This is a genomic window from Pyramidobacter sp. CG50-2 (assembly GCF_003612005.1).
Taxonomy (GTDB): domain Bacteria; phylum Synergistota; class Synergistia; order Synergistales; family Dethiosulfovibrionaceae; genus Pyramidobacter.
Map to the genome: position 1 here is coordinate 1 of NZ_RAWT01000016.1, position 17,120 is coordinate 17,120.

General features: G+C 62.8%; 18 protein-coding genes. 11 read left to right on the forward strand and 7 right to left on the reverse strand.

Annotation, left to right across the window (positions count from 1 at the left end; genetic code table 11):
- Positions 1-368: 368 nt before the first annotated feature.
- The 3 genes from D7D26_RS04805 to lptB are packed head-to-tail and all read left to right on the forward strand — an operon-like array spanning position 369 to position 3,286.
- Complete coding sequence (locus D7D26_RS04805) at positions 369-1,631, forward strand: class II fructose-bisphosphate aldolase (RefSeq protein ID WP_120372252.1); 1,263 nt, start codon at positions 369-371, stop codon at positions 1,629-1,631.
- 3 nt (positions 1,632-1,634) lie between these two features.
- Positions 1,635-2,555: an LptA/OstA family protein gene (locus tag D7D26_RS04810; protein WP_120372253.1), complete on the forward strand. Its 921-nt coding sequence runs from the start codon at positions 1,635-1,637 to the stop codon at positions 2,553-2,555.
- On the forward strand, positions 2,552-3,286 hold the full coding sequence (gene lptB, locus D7D26_RS04815) for an LPS export ABC transporter ATP-binding protein (RefSeq protein ID WP_120372254.1): 735 nt from the start codon (positions 2,552-2,554) through the stop codon (positions 3,284-3,286). Before D7D26_RS04810 ends, lptB begins: the two co-directional genes overlap by 4 nt.
- On the opposite strand, the gene D7D26_RS04820 is transcribed toward lptB, so the two are convergent.
- Positions 3,283-3,762 carry a hydrogenase maturation protease gene (locus D7D26_RS04820; protein WP_120372255.1) on the reverse strand — a complete coding sequence of 160 codons (480 nt, stop codon included), beginning with the start codon at positions 3,760-3,762 and terminating at the stop codon, positions 3,283-3,285. The genes lptB and D7D26_RS04820 overlap by 4 nt on opposite strands.
- Positions 3,763-3,892: 130 nt before the next feature.
- On the opposite strand from D7D26_RS04820, the gene murJ reads away from it, so the two are divergent.
- From murJ to D7D26_RS04840, 5 genes are read left to right on the forward strand one after another with little or no spacing between them, the layout of a single operon-like run.
- Entirely contained in the window at positions 3,893-5,461 is a 1,569-nt protein-coding gene (gene murJ / locus D7D26_RS04825) for a murein biosynthesis integral membrane protein MurJ (protein WP_233543465.1), read from the forward strand.
- A 46-nt stretch (positions 5,462-5,507) separates the two neighbouring features.
- Positions 5,508-6,050: a hypothetical protein gene (locus D7D26_RS04830; protein ID WP_120372256.1), complete on the forward strand. Its 543-nt coding sequence runs from the start codon at positions 5,508-5,510 to the stop codon at positions 6,048-6,050.
- Between the two features lie 6 nt (positions 6,051-6,056).
- The gene (locus D7D26_RS12465) at positions 6,057-6,233 is read left to right on the forward strand and encodes a hypothetical protein (protein WP_199674698.1); all 177 of its coding nucleotides are present in this window, start codon (positions 6,057-6,059) and stop codon (positions 6,231-6,233) included.
- Positions 6,221-7,264, forward strand: a complete 1,044-nt coding sequence (gene tsaD / locus D7D26_RS04835) for a tRNA (adenosine(37)-N6)-threonylcarbamoyltransferase complex transferase subunit TsaD (protein ID WP_120372257.1) — start codon at positions 6,221-6,223, stop codon at positions 7,262-7,264. The genes D7D26_RS12465 and tsaD overlap by 13 nt, the downstream gene beginning before the upstream one ends.
- Complete coding sequence (locus D7D26_RS04840; protein WP_120372258.1) at positions 7,261-7,716, forward strand: type II secretion system protein; 456 nt, start codon at positions 7,261-7,263, stop codon at positions 7,714-7,716. Before tsaD ends, D7D26_RS04840 begins: the two co-directional genes overlap by 4 nt.
- A gap of 258 nt (positions 7,717-7,974) precedes the next feature.
- On the opposite strand, the gene D7D26_RS04845 is transcribed toward D7D26_RS04840, so the two are convergent.
- Genes D7D26_RS04845 through D7D26_RS04860 form a run of 4 tightly spaced genes read right to left on the reverse strand, consistent with a single transcriptional unit; the run spans position 7,975 to position 10,906 of the window.
- Positions 7,975-8,385, reverse strand: coding sequence for a hypothetical protein (locus D7D26_RS04845; RefSeq protein WP_078015954.1), 411 nt, complete (start codon positions 8,383-8,385; stop codon positions 7,975-7,977).
- A complete protein-coding gene (locus D7D26_RS04850; protein ID WP_120372259.1) occupies positions 8,382-9,233 on the reverse strand; it encodes a metal ABC transporter permease in 852 nt (283 codons plus the stop codon). Before D7D26_RS04850 ends, D7D26_RS04845 begins: the two co-directional genes overlap by 4 nt.
- A complete protein-coding gene (locus D7D26_RS04855; RefSeq protein ID WP_120372260.1) occupies positions 9,233-9,946 on the reverse strand; it encodes a metal ABC transporter ATP-binding protein in 714 nt (237 codons plus the stop codon). The genes D7D26_RS04850 and D7D26_RS04855 overlap by 1 nt, the downstream gene beginning before the upstream one ends.
- Positions 9,947-9,961: 15 nt before the next feature.
- Positions 9,962-10,906: a metal ABC transporter substrate-binding protein gene (locus D7D26_RS04860; protein ID WP_120372261.1), complete on the reverse strand. Its 945-nt coding sequence runs from the start codon at positions 10,904-10,906 to the stop codon at positions 9,962-9,964.
- 179 nt (positions 10,907-11,085) lie between these two features.
- On the opposite strand from D7D26_RS04860, the gene D7D26_RS04865 reads away from it, so the two are divergent.
- The 3 genes from D7D26_RS04865 (at position 11,086) to D7D26_RS04875 (ending at position 14,042) form a co-directional block, all read left to right on the forward strand.
- A complete protein-coding gene (locus tag D7D26_RS04865) occupies positions 11,086-11,715 on the forward strand; it encodes a DUF6305 family protein (protein WP_120372262.1) in 630 nt (209 codons plus the stop codon).
- A 218-nt stretch (positions 11,716-11,933) separates the two neighbouring features.
- Positions 11,934-12,563, forward strand: a complete 630-nt coding sequence (locus D7D26_RS04870; RefSeq protein WP_120372263.1) for a DUF6305 family protein — start codon at positions 11,934-11,936, stop codon at positions 12,561-12,563.
- A 210-nt stretch (positions 12,564-12,773) separates the two neighbouring features.
- Positions 12,774-14,042, forward strand: coding sequence for a lactate racemase domain-containing protein (locus D7D26_RS04875; RefSeq protein WP_233543466.1), 1,269 nt, complete (start codon positions 12,774-12,776; stop codon positions 14,040-14,042).
- Positions 14,043-14,193: 151 nt separating this feature from the next.
- On the opposite strand, the gene D7D26_RS04880 is transcribed toward D7D26_RS04875, so the two are convergent.
- Positions 14,194-15,990, reverse strand: a complete 1,797-nt coding sequence (locus tag D7D26_RS04880; protein ID WP_120372265.1) for a C69 family dipeptidase — start codon at positions 15,988-15,990, stop codon at positions 14,194-14,196.
- A 128-nt stretch (positions 15,991-16,118) separates the two neighbouring features.
- Positions 16,119-17,120 carry an ABC transporter ATP-binding protein gene (locus D7D26_RS04885; protein ID WP_078015960.1) on the reverse strand — a complete coding sequence of 334 codons (1,002 nt, stop codon included), beginning with the start codon at positions 17,118-17,120 and terminating at the stop codon, positions 16,119-16,121.

Sequence of the window (17,120 nt, forward strand, 5' to 3'; positions counted from 1 at the left end):
TTTCAGTTGAGGGTCACTTTTGTATGCTCTTTTTTCGGACAATTTCCTCGTAACAGCTTTTCATCCCCTTGAATTTGCTCCGTTAGCGCAATCTTGATCGTTATTATGTGTTCGTAATGACTGCTTGCTGCTTTTGTCCTGTCAAAGTAAATGCAACCCCGTCGCATTTACTTTGACGAGGTTGCATTTACTCTGAAAATTTACCGATGTTCCCGAGGCGGTTGTGTTTCGTCCGAAAATAACGCCCCAAAAGCGCCGCAGCGTTTGAACTTATGGCGTTCAGAGTCTATAATTGAGCTGAAAGTTTTTGCGGAAACGACAAATTTCTCTTCAAAAAATCCTATTTTAGAAAAGGAGTATAAACGATCATGAACGTCAACGACAAACTTTACCGCAAAGCGCTCGACCGTCGCCCCTTGAACGTGAGGAACCGCTGGGAAGGCGAAGACGTGGGGCTGTTCAGCGGCCGCGATATTTTCGCCGCCATGAAGGAGAACGAGGCGATCGTGCTGGCGGCGAACGCCCGTCATCCGCTCACGGCCAAGGGCGTGCTGCGCGCCGCCAAAAAACACGACGCCGCCGTGCTGATCGAGATCGCCAAGTCGGAGACCAATTACTGCGGCGCCAATTTCGGCAATCTCGTCGATTATGCCGTGCAGTATTCCCAGGAACTGGGACACGGCGCGGTCTTCGCCATGCACGTCGATCATTACGGCATCAAGGGCAAAGAGGACGTGATGAGGGCGGTCGCGCAGATGGGCGAGATCGTCGCCAAGGGCTGGACGTCGGTGGCGATCGACGCCTCGCATCTCGACGACTGGAACAATCTCTGCGCCACGCGCGACGTGGCCATGCACGTGCCGCCGTACTTCGGGCTCGAGGCCGAGGTGGGCGAGATCAAGGGACCGGGCGAGTTCTCCACGGTGGAAGAAGCGTCGTATTTCATCGGCGGGCTCAACTCGTGGGGCATCTTCCCCGACCTGATCGCCATCTCCAACGGCAGCAAGCACGGCACCTACGACAAGACGATGGGGCAGGACGAAGGCATCAACCTCGAGCGCACGCAGGAGATCGCCGCGGCGCTGCGGCCTTACGGCGTCAGCATCGCTCAGCACGGCATCTCCGGCACCGACATCGAAAAATGCGCCCGCTTCCGCAAATACGGCATCGTCAAGGGCAACGTGGCGACGCTGTTCCAGAACGTTATCTTCGGCATCAAGATGGAGCCCGACACGGGCAACGCGGTGATCGAGGGCGATTCCTACGTCAAGGAAGCGGACCGCGGCATTCCCGCCGATCTGTGGAACGAGATCGTCGCGTACTGCGACGGCAAGGGCATGAGCCGCAAGTCGGGCGATTACAAGAAAGCGAATCTGCCCTTCTGCGACAAGATCCTCGCCCTGCCCGACAAATATCTGGACCGCATTCTCGACGAGACGGAATACTGGGCGGAACGTTTCATCAAGGCGTTCAACGCCGAGGGCACGGCCGACAAGGTGATTGAGATCGTTAACCGCCGCGGCACGTGGAATCCGCTGCCCGAGCGCAAGATCATCGCCGACCGCGGCGATTTCCGCGCCGACAACGCGCCCACGAAGGGCGGCAACGACGGCGGCGATTATTCCGAATAAGCGATGAGAAACTTTTCCGCGAAAATTCTTTGGAGCGTTCTGCTGCTGGCGGCGGGAGGCGCTGCGCTGCCGGCGGCTCCCGTCGCCACGCAGCTGACCGCCGACGCCATGGACTACGATATGGAAAGCGGCGAGTTCAAGGCGCAGGGGCACGTGACGCTGAAGCGCGAGGACGTGACGCTGACCTCCGCTTACGGCGAGGCCAGCACGAAAACGCAGAAGGCGCGCCTATGGCGGAGCGTGCACGTTTTCGGCACGTATCGCGGCGAAAAGATCGACGCCGTGTGTGCCGAGCTGACGGCCGACTTTTCCGTTTCCGGCGGCAGCTATGCGATGAAGGGGAGCGTGGACGCCGCCTTCGGCAGCCGCGTGCTGCGCGCGGCCACGGCGCGGCTGAGCGGGCAGACTTTCGGCGCCGAGGACGTGACGCATTTCGAGGACAAAGACCGCAGCATGGTCATGACCTGCGCCGCGCTGAGCGGCGATTACGATGCCCAAGGGCTTCGCGCGGCCGAAGGAAAGGGGAACGTCACGGTCGTGCAGCAGGATGAAGAGAAGGTTTCGCGCCTCTGGTGCGACGAGCTGTCCTATTCCCGCGCGGCCGATACGCTGACGGGAACCGGCAGCGCCAAGATTCACGTGCAGTCCAAAAGCGGCAGGACCAAAGAGACGACGATCGAATGCGAAAAACTCGTCTACTCCGTGGGCGGCAATGTCGTGACGGCGACGGGCAACGCCCGAGCCGTACAGGACGGCCGCCGCATCAGCGCCCAGACGCTGATTTACCATCCCGACACCGGGCGGCTCGAGGCCAAAGGAACGCCGCGCATCTCCGTGGACTTGACGAATCTGAAACCGTCACCGCGGACGCCCGCGAAGAATGGCGCCCCTACTGCGGGAAGCGAAAAGGGCGGCAAGAAATGAGCGCCGTCAAAACGCTGAGCGCGACGGGGCTGAACAAGAGCTTCAAGAAACGCCACGTCGTCAACGACGTCAGCCTCGAGTTCAGCACCGGCGAGGTGGTGGGGCTGCTCGGCCCCAACGGCGCCGGCAAGACGACGAGCTTTTACATGATCGTCGGCCTGATCGAGGCCGATTCGGGCGTCGTCAGGATCGACGACCGCGACATCACGGGACTGCACGTGTACCAGCGCGCCCGCTGCGGCATCGGCTATCTGCCGCAGGAAGCCTCGGTGTTCCGCAGCCTGTCCGTGCGCGACAACATCGATCTGGTGCTGCAGGAGCGCGGCATCGAGACGAAGAAGCGCCGGCAGATCATCGACGGGCTGGTGGAGGAATTCGGCCTGACGGCGCTCGTCGACGTGATGGGCTATTCCCTTTCCGGCGGCGAGCGCCGCCGGCTGGAAGTGGCCCGCACGCTGGCGCTCGATCCCGATTTCATCCTGCTCGACGAGCCGTTCGCCGGCATCGACCCGATCGCGGTCGGCGATATTCAGCAGATCGTAAAAACCCTGAAGGACAAGGGCTACGGCATCATGATCACCGACCACAACGTGCGCGACACGCTGGCCATCACCGACCGCGCCTACATCATCTATCAGGGCGAAATCAAGGTGAAGGGAACGTCCGCGGAAATTGCCGACGATCCCTTTGCGAGAAAATATTACCTGGGCGATTCGTTTCGGCTCAATTAAACGGACGATTCCCCACTCTTTTCAAGCGCGTCGATTTGGTCGCTTTGCCCTGCGGCGATCAGTTTGGCGCACGCCTGCGCCGCTTTTGCCGCGACGGACGTAAGGCCGATGCCCAAGGCAGCGCTTTGCGGCTGAATGGCGATGACCCAGACTTCGCAGTCAGGCGGCAGCACGCCGGCTAAAAGCTGCGGCAGCGGCAGATCGTGGCTGGTGAAGGACGGATCGTCGACGCGTGCCAGCGGGAAACGGCGCAGGCTTCCGGGCGGCAGCCCCATGTCGGAGGCGTCGATCAGCAGAAAACGGCGCGGACATTCCTTTTTCAGCGTGGCGAGGTAATTGGCGGGCGCCAGCTCGCAGAGGCGCAGCGAAAAGTTCGGCAGTTTCCTCTTGCCGAGCAGACGCACCACCTCGAGCCCGACGGCGTCGTCACGCAGCAGGGGATTGCCGACGCCCCAGACGGTGGTATGGATTCTCATATTTTCTTGCGGCTCCTTTCGATTGACCACCCCGAACGGAAATGTTCCGTGTGGAACATTTCCGTTTCAGCGGGGCGGGTCTCTTTTATGGAAAATCCGCGAAAACTCGCGTGAGAGCGGGAGAAACTTCATGGCAAGTGAAAAATCGGGAAACATGATCCGCAACGCCCTGACGATGATGATCGGCACGTTTTCAAGTCGCGTTCTCGGGCTGCTGCGCGAGGTGATCACCGCGGCGTATTTCGGCGCCGGACGTTCGCTGGACGCCTTTTTCGTGGCCTACACCGTCGCCAATCTCGGCCGCCAGCTGCTGGCCGAGGGCGCGCTGTCGGCTTCCTTTGTGCCGGTGTTCTCGCAGGTTCTGGAGCGGGACGGGCATCGCCGTGCCGAGCGTCTGGCCCGTCAGGCGCTGACGGTGATCCTCGGCGCCGGCGCGCTGGCGGTGGCCGTCGGCATCGTGTTCAGCCCGCAGTTGATCGCCCTGATCGCGCCGGGCTTCGCGGGCGAAAAGAAAGCGCTGGCGGTGGCGATGACGCGGCAGCTTTTTCCGTTCCTGCTGCTGATCTCGGTGTCTGCGCTGGCGATGGGGGCGCTCAACAGCCTGAACTGCTTTTTCGTGCCGGCGCTGGCGCCGGCGCTCAGCAACGCCGTCTATATTATGACCGTCCTGTTCTGCGCGTCAAGATTCGGCGTGGAGAGCCTGGTCGGCGCGGTGCTTTTGGGCGGCGCAGCGCAGCTGGCGTTTCAGTGGTGGTGGACGGTTTGCCGCAAGGATATGCTGCTGGTGCCCGCCCGTCCGGATTGGCAGGATCCCGATCTGAGGCGCATGTTGGCACTGTTTTTGCCCTACGCGGCCGGGCTGTCGCTGAACCAGGTCAATCCCGTGCTGGGGCGGTTGTTCGGTTCGTTCCTGTCCGACGGTTCCATCTCCATGCTGAACTATTCAAACCGCGTCATCCAGCTGCCGCTCGGCCTGGTGGTGATCGCCATCTCGCAGGCGGTGCTGCCGGAACTGGCGCGCTGCGTGCGGCAGGGCGACGAGGTATTTGCGGGCACGCTGCGCGACGCGCTGCGCTTCGCGCTGTTCGTGATCCTGCCGGTGACGTTGGGAACGCTGCTCGTGTCCAGCGAAGCGGTGAATTTTCTGTTCTTCCGCGGCGCTTTTGACGCGGAAGCGTGGCGCGGCACGGCCTCGACGCTTTTTTACGCGGCGCTGGGACTGCCGGGCATGGCCTGTGCGACGGTGCTGATGCGCGCGCTTTTCGCCCGTTCGCTGCCGCGCGCGGCGATGACGATGACGGCCGCCAGCGTGGCGGGCACGCTGCTGTTCTCGGCGGCGCTGGTGTCGCCGATGAAGATGAACGGCATTGCGCTGGCCAGTTCGCTGGCGTTCACGTTTTCCAGCGGCGTCGGCGTTGCGTTGCTGCGTCGTGCCATGACGGCGCCGCTGCGGTTGTTTTCGGCCGGCTGGCTGGCGAAGATCGCCGTCTCCTGCGCGCTGACGCTTGCGGCGGGACTGGCGTGGCGAACGCTGTGGCGTTATCCGGCCGACGCTTCGCTGCTGCGGCGCGGGCTCTGGATCGTCGGAATCGCCGCGGCGTGCGCGGCCGTTTATGGTATAACGACTTTGAAACTGAAGTGCGAAGAGTGGAGCCTGATCTTTCAGGCCGTCCGTCGGAAAACGCCGCGGGAGAAATGACGCCGGCTGTCCGCGGGCGCAGAAAAACAGAGGTGAGTTTGTGAGAATGAAGAAAATGATAAAACTTCTTGGGACGGCGATGCTTCTGACGATGGGGGCAGTTTCGGCCTTTGCCGCTTCGGCGAACAAGGACGAAGAATTGATGAGAGCCCGCTCGGTGCTGCTGTGGATCGGCGGCACGCGCGTCGGCGACCTGATGGTCGGTGCCGACGCCAAACTGCAGTTCCAGTTCGTGGACCGGACGCTGTCGGCACGGATCTACGCCGAGCCTGGCAACTTTCCCGACGACATCGTCTGGAACGCGTCGTATATCGACAAGGCGGCCCGCGCCAAGTGCAACCTGGTGATCCTCGGCTACCGGGCCATGAACCGCTGGAACTTCGATCCCGGCAAGCTGACAGTCAACGGCGAGCCGCTGCCGCCCGGGCGCATTTACACGAGTCTGCTTTCCAAGGAGACGGGCAATCTGGCCCCCGATACGCAGGACGCGATCGCTTTCGGCGTGCCGCGTTCGCAGTCGCGCGGCGGCAGCGAGGTCGTTTTCGGCTACGACGGATATTCCGTGAAATTGACGATTCCCGAGAGGTGAGTGACAATGGCTGGGCATGTGTTCAAGTGCGCGCTCTGCGGCGAGCGGATCAGCTCCGACGCCCGCCCGTCGCGCTGTCCGAAATGCGGGGGCAAGGCGTTCGTCCATGAAGAGGGCGAACCGTTGCGGAGAAAGGCGTGCTGCTCGGGATCGTGCAGCGGATGCAGCGGATGCTGCCACTAGACGGGCGTTTTCTGACGCTGGGGATCGAGAGCAGCTGCGACGACACGTCGGTGGCGCTGCTCGAAGGACCGCGGCGCGTCCTGAGCTGGAAGATCTCCAGCCAGATCGAACGGCACGCGGCGTTCGGCGGCGTCGTGCCCGAGTACGCTTCGCGCATGCATCTGGAGGCGATCCTGCCGCTGACGCGGGCCGTTCTCGACGAGGGCGGCGTCGCCGATCCCGCAAAGCAGATCGGCCTCGTGGCGGTGACGTGCGGCCCGGGGTTGATGGGGTCGCTGTTGGTCGGCGTGATGACGGCCAAGGCGTACGCGCAGGCGTGGAAGGTTCCCATTCTCGGCGTCAATCATCTGGAAGGGCACATTTACGCCAACATGATCGATCATGAAGACCTGAAGTTCCCTTTTCTGTGCATGGTCGTCTCCGGCGGGCACACCGAGATCGTGCTCGTCAGGGGCTGCGGCGAATATCAGATGCTGGGGGCCACGCAGGACGACGCGGCCGGCGAGGCGTTCGACAAGGTGGCGAAAGCGCTCGGCCTGCCTTATCCCGGCGGCCCGGTGATCGACCGCCTGTCCGCCGCGGGCGACGCGGGCGCTTTCGAGTTTCCCGACGTGCTGCACAATCTGGAAGGGCTGGACTTCAGCTTCAGCGGTTTGAAAACGGCGGCGATCAATCAGGTGAACCGTCTGCGTCAGAAGGGCGAAGAAATTCCGCTGGAAGACTTTTGCGCTTCGTTCCAGAACACGGTGGTGAAGACGCTGATCGCCCGTCTCGAACAGGCCGTGAGGCTGACGGGCGTGAAGTCAGTGGCGATTTCCGGCGGCGTGGCGGCTAACAGCGCTTTTCGCCGCGCGGTGGCGGAACACGAGGGCTGGAAGAGCTTTCTGCCCTCGAAGATGTTCTGCACCGACAACGCGGTGATGGTGGCCGCCGCCGGTTACGCGGCCTGGCAGAGCGGCCGCCGGGATAACGTCGGGCTGGCGCCCGATCCGGCGCTTGATTTCGGCGAAGACGAGGTGGTCGGAGAATGAGGAAGGTGCGAAGGAGCAAGGGGTTTACGCTGATCGAACTGCTGATCGTGGTCACGGTGATCGGCATTCTTTCCGGCAGCATGATGCTGACGATGGGATCGAGCGCCGACAAGGCCGAAGCGACGCGGATCGTCGCCGATCTGCACAGCCTCAAGCTGGCGGCCGGGCTGTATTACGCCGATAACGTCGGCGGCGCGCTGTCGCCCGACATCGCCAAACTGAAAACCTACGTGACCGCGCCGGAGAAGCTGAGCGGCGATCGGTACGAATTTATCGCCGGAGCCGACGCGGGACAGTGGTTCGTCGGCTACAAGGTGGCGGGGGCCGAGGCAGGCGTGCGCGAAAACCTGAAGAAAATGGCGGCCGCCAACGGTTTGCGCGTCGGCACGACCTCGGCGGACACCGACGTGTACGACGGCGGCACGGCGGGCCTTTATGTGCGCGTCAAGTGACGCTGGTTCCCGAAAAAGTGGGGAAGGGACGGCCAAGGCTTCGAGAAAAACCGCCGCTTTTTGCGGCGCGCCCGCAGACTGGAGAGGGAAAAAGCGGAAGTGTCGTTCCCCCGGCATTATGAAAAAGGCGCTGAGAGACTTGTCTCTCAGCGCCTTTTTCTGTCATCGCGTGCGTCATAGGACTGTCAATCGATTCTTGAGAAAGCCTTAACATCTGGGCGCTCGCTCGCCGTCGGGCCGTTCCGTTAAGAGGTGGCGTTAAAAGTCGATGGCGGACTGGCCGACGCGGTAGTAGGTTGTGCCGTTGTCCTCGTATTTCTCGTAAACGCCTTCCACGGTGATGGGGGCTTCGAGATCGGGGAAATCTTCGGGGTAGTACAGCTCGCCGGCGACGCCGAACTCGAGGCTGTTCTGCGCCATCGGGATGACGCAGTTGTAGAAAATCTTGTCGGGATCGGGCTGTCCCTGAGCGTCGGCGCCCTGAATGATGGCGAACTGGCCGGTCATTTTGATGCGGCGGCCGAGGTAGCTTTCGGGATTGTTCTTGATGTCGTAGACGGCGGCGAACAGCATCGTGCGCCCCATGGCGGCGAGGTCGATATCCGGCGCGGCCGGCGCGGGGAGGGCCAGCGCCGCGAGGAGGAACAGCGCTGCGGCGAGGCGTTTCATCGTGCGGCCCCTTTCAGGCGGCCGAGTGCCGCGCAGAGCAGAAAGACGAGGATGTTGCCGGCGACGATGGTGGATCCGACAGGCGTCCCCGCCAGCACGGAGACGACGATGCCGGCGGCGGCGCACAGCACGGAAACGGCGGCGGAGCAGAGCGTGACCGAGAGGAACGATGTGAACAGCCGCATGGCGCTCAACGCCGGAAAAATGATCAGCGCCGAAATCAGCAGCGAACCGACGAGATTCATGGCCAGCACGATGATCACGGCGATGACGACGGCGATGACCAGATTGTACAGCCCGGCGCGCGTGCCGGTGGCGGCGGCGAATTCTTCGTCGAACGTGACGGCGAAAATCTTGTGATAGAACAGCACGAACACGGCGATGACGACAAAGGAGAGGACGGCGCAGAGTTTGACCTCGAACGGATCCAGCGTGAGGATCGAGAAGGAACCGAAGAGGATGCTGCACACGTCGCCGGACAGGTTGGCCGAGCGCGAAAAAACGTTCATGAGCAGATAGCCCATGGCGAGGGCGCTGACGGAGAGCATGGCGACGGCGGCGTCGCCTTTGATGCGGCGAGTCCTCCCGCCCTGGAGCAGCAGCACGGCGCAGGCCACGGTGACGGGGAGCGTCAGCGCCGTGGTGCTGTTCATCTTCAGCACGGCGGCCACGGCCATGGCGCCGAAGGCCACATGCGACAGGCCGTCGCCGATCAGCGAGAAGCGTTTCAGCACCAGCGTCACGCCGAGCAGCGACGAGCACAGCGCCACGAGCACGCCGACGATGAACGCGTAGCGCACGAAAGGATACTGAAAATACGCGGCGAGTTGGGTGAACATGGCGGACATCACTGCTTTCCCCCTTCGCGGTGCGTGAAGATCCGGCCGGCGGCGCTGCCCAGATATTCTGCACGGGAGCCGAAGAAGTATTTTCCTCCGCCGAGGTGGAGGATATGCGCGGCGTAGCGCACGGCGGCGGCGATGTCGTGGGAGATCATGACGACCGTGAGCCCTTCGTCGCGGTTCAGCGCCGCCACAAGCTCGTACATTTCCGTCGTGACTCTGGGGTCGAGGCCGGTCACTGGCTCGTCGAGCATGATCAGCTTGCGCGTGGCGCAGAGCGCGCGGGCGAGGAGCACGCGCTGCTGCTGTCCTCCCGAAAGTTCGCGGTAGCAATGACTGGCCAGGGGCGTCACGCCGAGACGGGCCATGTTCCGCGCCGCCAGTTCTTTTTCCCGGCGCGTGTAAAACGGCCGCAGCCCCATGCGGTTCAGGCAGCCCGACAGCACGATCTCCCTGACGCTGGCGGGAAAATCTTTCTGCACGGCGGTTTGCTGGGGAAGGTAACCGATCTCGGTCCGTTTCAGTCCTTCGCCGGTGACGACGCGTCCCGTCCGCGGCTTGATCAGGCCGAGGACGGTCTTCATCAGCGTGCTTTTGCCGGAGCCGTTTTCGCCGACGATGTAGAGATAGTCGCCGCGCTCGACGGCGAAGTTCAGCCCTTCGATCACCGGCGCGCCCTCGTAGCCGGCGGCGACATTTTCGCAGGTAAGCAGAGCCATGGAGGTCTTCCCGTCCTAGTCGAGCGCTTCGCGCAGCGCGGCAAGGTTGTCTTGCATGATCGAAAGGTAGGTCACGCCGCGTTCCAGATCCCGGGCGGTACAGGACTGCATGGAGTTCATGGCGACGATCTTCCGCTCCCGGCCGCCGGCCGTGCGCAGCACCGTTGCGGCGATCTTGCGGTCCGAGTTTTCCAACACCAGCACGGCGGGCAAGTCAAGTTCTTTGACCTTGCCCGCCAAAACGGCCACGGTTTTGAAACTGGCTTCGCTCTCGGCCGAACAGCCTCTGAAAGCGGCGTAGTGCTCCAGTCCGTAGTCTTCGGTCATGTAGATGAAGGGGAAACGGTCGGCGAAGACGACGGTGCGGCGCTTGGCCGAGGCGGCCATGGCCGCGTATTCGCCGTCGAGCGCCTGCAGTTGGGCGATGTAGGCCGCGGCGTTGGCGCGGTAGAGCGGCGCGCCCTCGGGATCGAGTGCCGCCAGCTTCTCGGCGATGAGACGGCAGAAGCGCTGGGCATGGCGCAGCGACAGCCACACGTGTTCGTCCAGCTCCGGCTCTTCGTGCGCGTGATCATGATGGCGATGCTCCGACGTTTCACCGGCCGCGGGAACTTCTTCCCGGGCGCTCTCGCCAAGAGAGGCAAGCAGATCGATCACGGCCACGTCCTTGCCGACCGCGCCGGACAGGGCGCTGTTGGAAGCGCCGCCCACGCCGATGAAGAGGTCGCACGACGAAACCATGATCATGTCGTTGACGGTAGGCTGATAGCTGTGCAGGTCCACGCCATTGTCGAAAAGCAGTTTCAGGCGAACCTGCTCGGCCCGTTCGCCGAGAATGACGCGTACCCAGTCATAGGCCGGAAAAACAGTGGCGACCACGGTCAGCTTCTTGTCCGCCGCCGCGGCCGGGGCGCGGCACGCCAGCGTCAGAGCGGTCAGCAGCAGGAAAAGTTTTTTCATCCAAAGGCCTCCGTTGCCGAAAATAAAATTGCCTGCGCATGTGCTATAATCCCGGGAAACGGATTGTTTCACCTCATGGCGCAGTATGGATTCCTCAAACTAACACGGGGCGCTCCGATTGTCAAATGAAAAAAACGAAGCGAACCAGCTGCCGTAATGATCAAGGAGATCTTTCAACGATGAAGAATTTTTCCTGCCTCGCCATCCTTATCTGGGCGGTCTTCGCGCGGGGCGGAACCCCGGCTGCCGAACTCCCGTCGCTGCCCCGCGTCGAAGCGCCCGTGCTGATCACCGGCTTCGGTCAGAGTCAGGACGCCAACCTGGTCAACATCCTCTCCCGCCGCCTCAAGATCGATTACGAATATAAGCTCGACGTGCCCGCGCAGGACGTGGACTGGGGCAAATACCGGACGGTCTTCGCCGTGCTGGGATGCAGCAGCAGCGTGTACTGCTGCTCGTTCGACGCCGATTCGACGGCGATCGTCATCACCCGCGACGGCAGGCCCAGCCCGACGGTATCGGGACTGAGCATTCTCGACGAATCGGCCCGCTGTTCCGAGATCCTGGCGGGGGCGAAAAAGCACGGCGTCAAGGTGATCGCCATGCACATCGGCGGCGAGCCGCGCCGTCTCAAGAATTCGGAGCCGTTTTTGCCTTTCGCCGGCGACGCGGATTTCGTGATCGTTCGCGCCGACGGCAATCAGGACGGCTACTTCACCGCTCTCTGCGCCGAAAAAAACGTGCCGCTCTGCACGATCGAAAAGACCGCCGACCTGAAGCAGCTTATCCCCGCCATGCTGCGCCCGTGACGCGAACGGGAGCCCGTTACGAGCTCTCGCCGGTCCGAGCGGCGCGGCGGTTTTTTTGTGCTGCGGGGCGATCGAGAACCGTGCGCGCTCCTGTGCTATAATCGCGGGGAAATGGGCCGACTTATGCGATCGGCGATAATACACGGGGAGTTGGCGCCGCCGTTCCCTCAGAGCGACGCGCAAGCTCCGTCCCCGTAAAGCGAGGAGGCGTTTTGCCAATGAGAAAACTTTTCCGCTGGGGGCCGCTTCTCTGCGCAGCCCTCCTGCAGTCGGGCGTGGCTGCGGCCGGGAACCCTCCGATTCCGAAACTCGGGGCACCGGTGCTGATCACGGGCTTTGGGCAGTGCATCGACGCCAATTTGGCAAAGATCTTTGCTCACCGCCTCAAGATCGAGTATGAATACGGCCTTGACATCAAGCCCGAAGACGTGGACTGGAATTCATGCCGTACGCTTTTTGCCGTGCTGGGATGCGGCAACAGCGTGTGCTGCTGTTCGCTTGGTTCCGATGCGACGGGCGCCGTTGTCACCCGCGACGGACGGATCAGCCACGTCGTTGCCGGAATGAGCATACTCGACGAGTGCGAACGGTGCCGCCGCATCGTGGAAGAGGCGAAGAAGCACAACGTCAGTGTGGTCGCCATGCATCTTGGAGGCATGGCCCGGCGCTATAAAAATTCCGAGCCGTTTTTGTCGTTCGCCGGCGACGCCGACTACGTGATCGTGCGCGCCGACGGCAATGCCGACGGTTATTTCACTGCGTTGTGCGCCCCAAAGGGCGTGCCCCTTTACACGATGCAAAAGGGGACCGAGTTGAAACAGATCATCCAGACTATGATTCAGCCGTAGCCGACGGAAAAGCGGCTCTCCGCTTCCTTGGCGGCGGCTGTTTTTCGCCGCATAGCCGCCGGCTCATAACCTTATGCGTTTTCATGACTTGGACAAAGAACGGGACTTGTGATAGGAATGAATCGCCAGTCCGACTTCCGAGAATGCGCGCGCCTGCGCGGGGCCGCCTCGAAAGATCGCTATTTTCCCATGAAGAGGAAGTGCATGTTCATGTCGTTCATCGATGAAGCGCTGGATCCCATCCGGATCCCCCGGTTCGTGAAAGTCCGCCAGAACTTTCCCCGCCCTTGCGTGCCGGACCCCGCCGGCGAGCTGCGTACCGGGCTGGAAACGGGGCGCTATCTCGATTCCGTCGCGCCCGGTATGACCGTTGCCATCACCGCCGGCAGCCGCGGCATCACCAACTATCCGTTGATCATCAGGACGCTGGTCGAAGCGGTGAAAAGGCGAGGCGGCGAGCCCTTTATCTTCCCCGCCATGGGCAGCCACGGCGGGGCCACCGCCGAAGGACAGAAAAACATGCTGGCCGGCCTCGGCATCAGCGAAGAAACCATGGGTGCGCCGGTTCGTTCCACGATGGAAACGGTACGGCTCGGCACGGCTGCCAACGGTCGTCCCGTCTACCTCGACAAGTATGCCGACGCGGCCGACGCCATCATCATCGTCAACCGCGTCAAGCCGCACACGGGATTTCGCGGCGCAGTGGAGAGCGGCATCTGCAAGATGTGCGCCATCGGCATGGGCAAGCAGAAAGGCGCGGACTTCTGCCACGCCGAAGGCTTCGGGCACATGGCCGAGAACATTCCCGCCATCGCCGCCGTAACGTTGGCCAAGAAGAACGTGCTCTGCTGCGTGGCGCTGCTGGAAAACGCCTATCACGAGACGGCGCAGATCGAACTGATGCGCAAAGACGAAGTGCTCGGGCGCGAACCGGTGCTGCTCGAACGCGCATGGGAGCTGCTGGCCAAGATCCAGCTCGACGAATTCGACGTGCTGATCATGGACGAGATCGGCAAGAACATCGCCGGCACGGGCTTCGACACCAACGTGGTGGGACGCTACAACACGCCTTACGCCTCCGGCGGCCCGAAGATCACCCGCGTCGCCGCGCTCGACATCACCGACGTCTCGCACGGCAACGGCAACGGTCTGGGCATGCTCGACGTGACCACCATGCGCGCCTACGAAAAGTTCAGCATGGAGCAGACCTATCCGAACGCCATCACTTCCACCGTGCCGCTGACGGTGAAGATCCCCATGGTGCTGAAGAGCGACCGTCAGGCCATCCAGGGCTGCATCAAGACCTGCAACGTGCTCGACCCGTCGAAATTGCGCCTCGTGCGCATCAAAAACACCCTTGCCCTCGACGAGATCGAAGTCTCCGAGGCATTGCTCCCGGCGGTCGCCGCCCATTCGCACATGGAGGTCGTCGGCGCGCCGTACGAACTGAAATTCGACGCGGACGGCAACCTGTTCTAACCGCTCCGCAAAGAATCAGTATGAGATAAAAACGCCGCGGCCCGGTCAGCGCTGACCGGGCCGCGGCGTTTCCTTCATCGTGGATTTTTCATGTTGAAGAGATCGCACGACTGACTGTGTCCGGCGCGAAATGTTCCACGTGGAACATTTCCTATGCCGTTCGCTCCGTGAACGTGAAAAAGCAGCGGCCGCCGAAGGAGCGCCCCCATTGGTCGCGTCCTCCGAGCCAGTAATCGAAGGTCCCGGGCACGCCGGCTTTCTGCAGATCGGCGGCTTTAACGCGGACAGTCCAGCGGCCCTCTTCGGCTCGCAACGAACCGGCGACGGGGCGGATGCCCATCAGACGGGCGTTGGTGCCTCCCAGCGTGAGCAGCAGCGCGTCCTCGGAGGGGATGCGCCCGTCCGTGAGCGCGAAGCTGAACTCGATCTCTTCGGCGCTGTCCATCGCCGTGGCGGCGGGGGAGGCGCTGACGGCGACGGGGCGCAAGTTTTTCTCCTGCTCGCCGATGGCGGCCAACGCTTCGGCGGCGACGGCTGCGTCGCGCTCGCGCAGCAGCGCGGCGGCGCGTTCTCTGTCGTCGAGCGCCGCGACGCGCGCCTGCAGTTCGCTTTCGCGCCGCGCAAGGCCGTTTTCGTAACTCCACAGCCAGCGTTCGTGCTCGTCGTGATGCTGCTGGAAGACCAGTTCGAAGAGGTTTTGGAAGTCGCGCAGCTTTTGCCAGCCGTTGTCGCGCCATGTCGCGATCTCCGCGTCGGGGCGGCAGTGAACGGCCAAAAGCGCCGGCGCTTCGTCTCCCATCGTGTCCAGCGCGGCGGGCACGCCGCAGAAAGGATGGAAGGGCAGATAGGGCAGTTCGCTCGGGCGCCCTGCGCACAGCCACATCGTCGTGGTCTCGGGACGATCCCGATCGCCGAAGACGGTGACGGACGATTCCATGGTCGTGCCCGTGCAGATACGGCGGATCTCCGTATCGTGCGGCGCGCCGCCGGGGAACTGCATACGCGCCCAGGCGGGGTCGAGGAACGAGCCTTCGTAGTAGCAGCGCAGGATTTCCATGACCTGTTCCACGGCGACGGGACGCTTCGGCACGACGGCGAAGGGGTAGCGGTCTTCGCGCCAGAAGGGGCTGCGCGTCAGGATCGAATAGCCGGCGGCGCTGCGGTACGTGTTGCCCGGCCCCATCCAATCCTTCTCGGCCTGATAGGCGCGCGCGAAGTCGAACGCGCCCTGAGCGGGATCGTACCAGCCTTTCTTTTGCGCGTACTCGACCAGATCGGGCGAGACGATGAAGTTGTCGCGGTCGTCGAAATCGATCTCGTGGATCGTATAGTAATTGGGAATGAACGCCGCCTCGCGGTCGCCGACGTGGCGCGCGGCGTAACGGCGGCCGCTGACGACCTGAAGCATCCACGCTTCGTCGGCGTCGGCGCAGGTGTAGGTGCGACCGGAGGAAACGTAACCGTAGCGTTCGAGCATTTCGACGCCCACTTCCACGGCGTGGCGGGCGGAATTGGCGCGCTCGGCCATGACGCGGCGAAGGTTGAAGCCGATGCCGCCCTCGCTGAGCCGCGAGGCGTCTTCGAGGTCTTCCTTGGAGTCGACGCAGCTGTCGCTGACGATCAGCACGCCCTGGTCGTTGTAGAAGGAGTCGGCCGTCGACATGCCGCCGGAGGCGCCCTTCATCTCGCTCCAGTAGAATCCGTGCGTGTGCGCCGCCTGCGGGATGAGCGCGTAACCATCTTCGGCCGGCAGCGTTTCGCCGGGAGCGTGGTCGGCGGCGGGGACGTAACCGTGGCGGTTGACGAGACGGCCGCCGTCGTCTTCGTTGTGCCCGACGATCACGTGCCCCGTCGGCGAAGCTTCGCGCCCGATCACCACGGTCGTGCAAGCGCGCGCCGCCGCGGGCAGCGCGATCAGAAGCGCCAGAGCCAGAATGACAAGATCCATGGGAAACACCCTTTCCTGAAAAAATGATGGAATCGAAACGGCCGCTGCGAAAAAAGGAGAGGAAAAGCGTTTCCTCCCCTTTTTCCATTGTCGATTATAGAAAGCCTTCGAACGAGCGTCAAAGGTTTTTACTGATCAAAAAGATGGCATTGCACCCAATGCCCCGGCGCGATCTCGCGCTCTTCGGGCGCGCACTGCGAGCAGACGGGCATGGCGCAGCGGCAGCGCGTGTGGAAGCAGCAGCCCGACGGCAGGTTCACGGCGCTGGGGATCTCGCCTTCCAGCCCTTCGGCGTTGCGCATGTTGTGTCCCGTCAGCGTGGGGATCGAAGAGAACAGCGCCTTGGTGTAGGGATGCTGCGGAGACGCGAAGATCTGCTCCTTGCTGCCCTTCTCGACGATGCTGCCGAGGTACATGACCGCCACCTGATTGGAAATGTGCTTGACCACCGAGAGGTTGTGGGCGATGAACAGATAGGAGAAGTGGAACTCGTCCTTCAGATCCATGAGCAGGTTGAGGATCTGGGCTTGAATGGACACGTCCAGCGCCGACACCGGTTCGTCGGCGATGATGAATTCCGGTTCCACGGCCAGGGCGCGGGCGATGCCGATGCGCTGGCGCTGTCCGCCCGAGAACTGGTGCGGATAACGGCTCGCCTGCTCGGGACGGATGCCGACGCGGGACAGCAGGTCGAGCGCGCGGGCGCGCGCTTCCTTTTTGCCGCTCGCCACCTTGTGGAACAGCATCGGCTCCGTGAGGATCTCCATGACGTTTTGGCGCGGGTTGAGCGAAGCGTAAGGGTCCTGGAAGATCATCTGCATCTTCTTGCGCAGCGGCAGCATCTCGTCCAGCGGGATGTGGGCGATGTCCTGCCCGCGGTAGCGGACCGAGCCGCCGGCCGGTTCGATCAGGCGGATGATGCTGCGCGCGGCCGTCGATTTGCCGCACCCAGATTCGCCGACAAGGCTGTAGACTTGGCCTTCTTCGAGATCGAAGCTGATGCCGTTGACGGCGTGGACGACGCGTTTGCGGCGCACGACGCGCCCGCCTTCGAAGCGGAGCTGGCTGAGGAACGAGCGGTCGAGGTCGAAACGCTGTTCGAGATTTTTGACTGAAAGCAGACAAGCCAT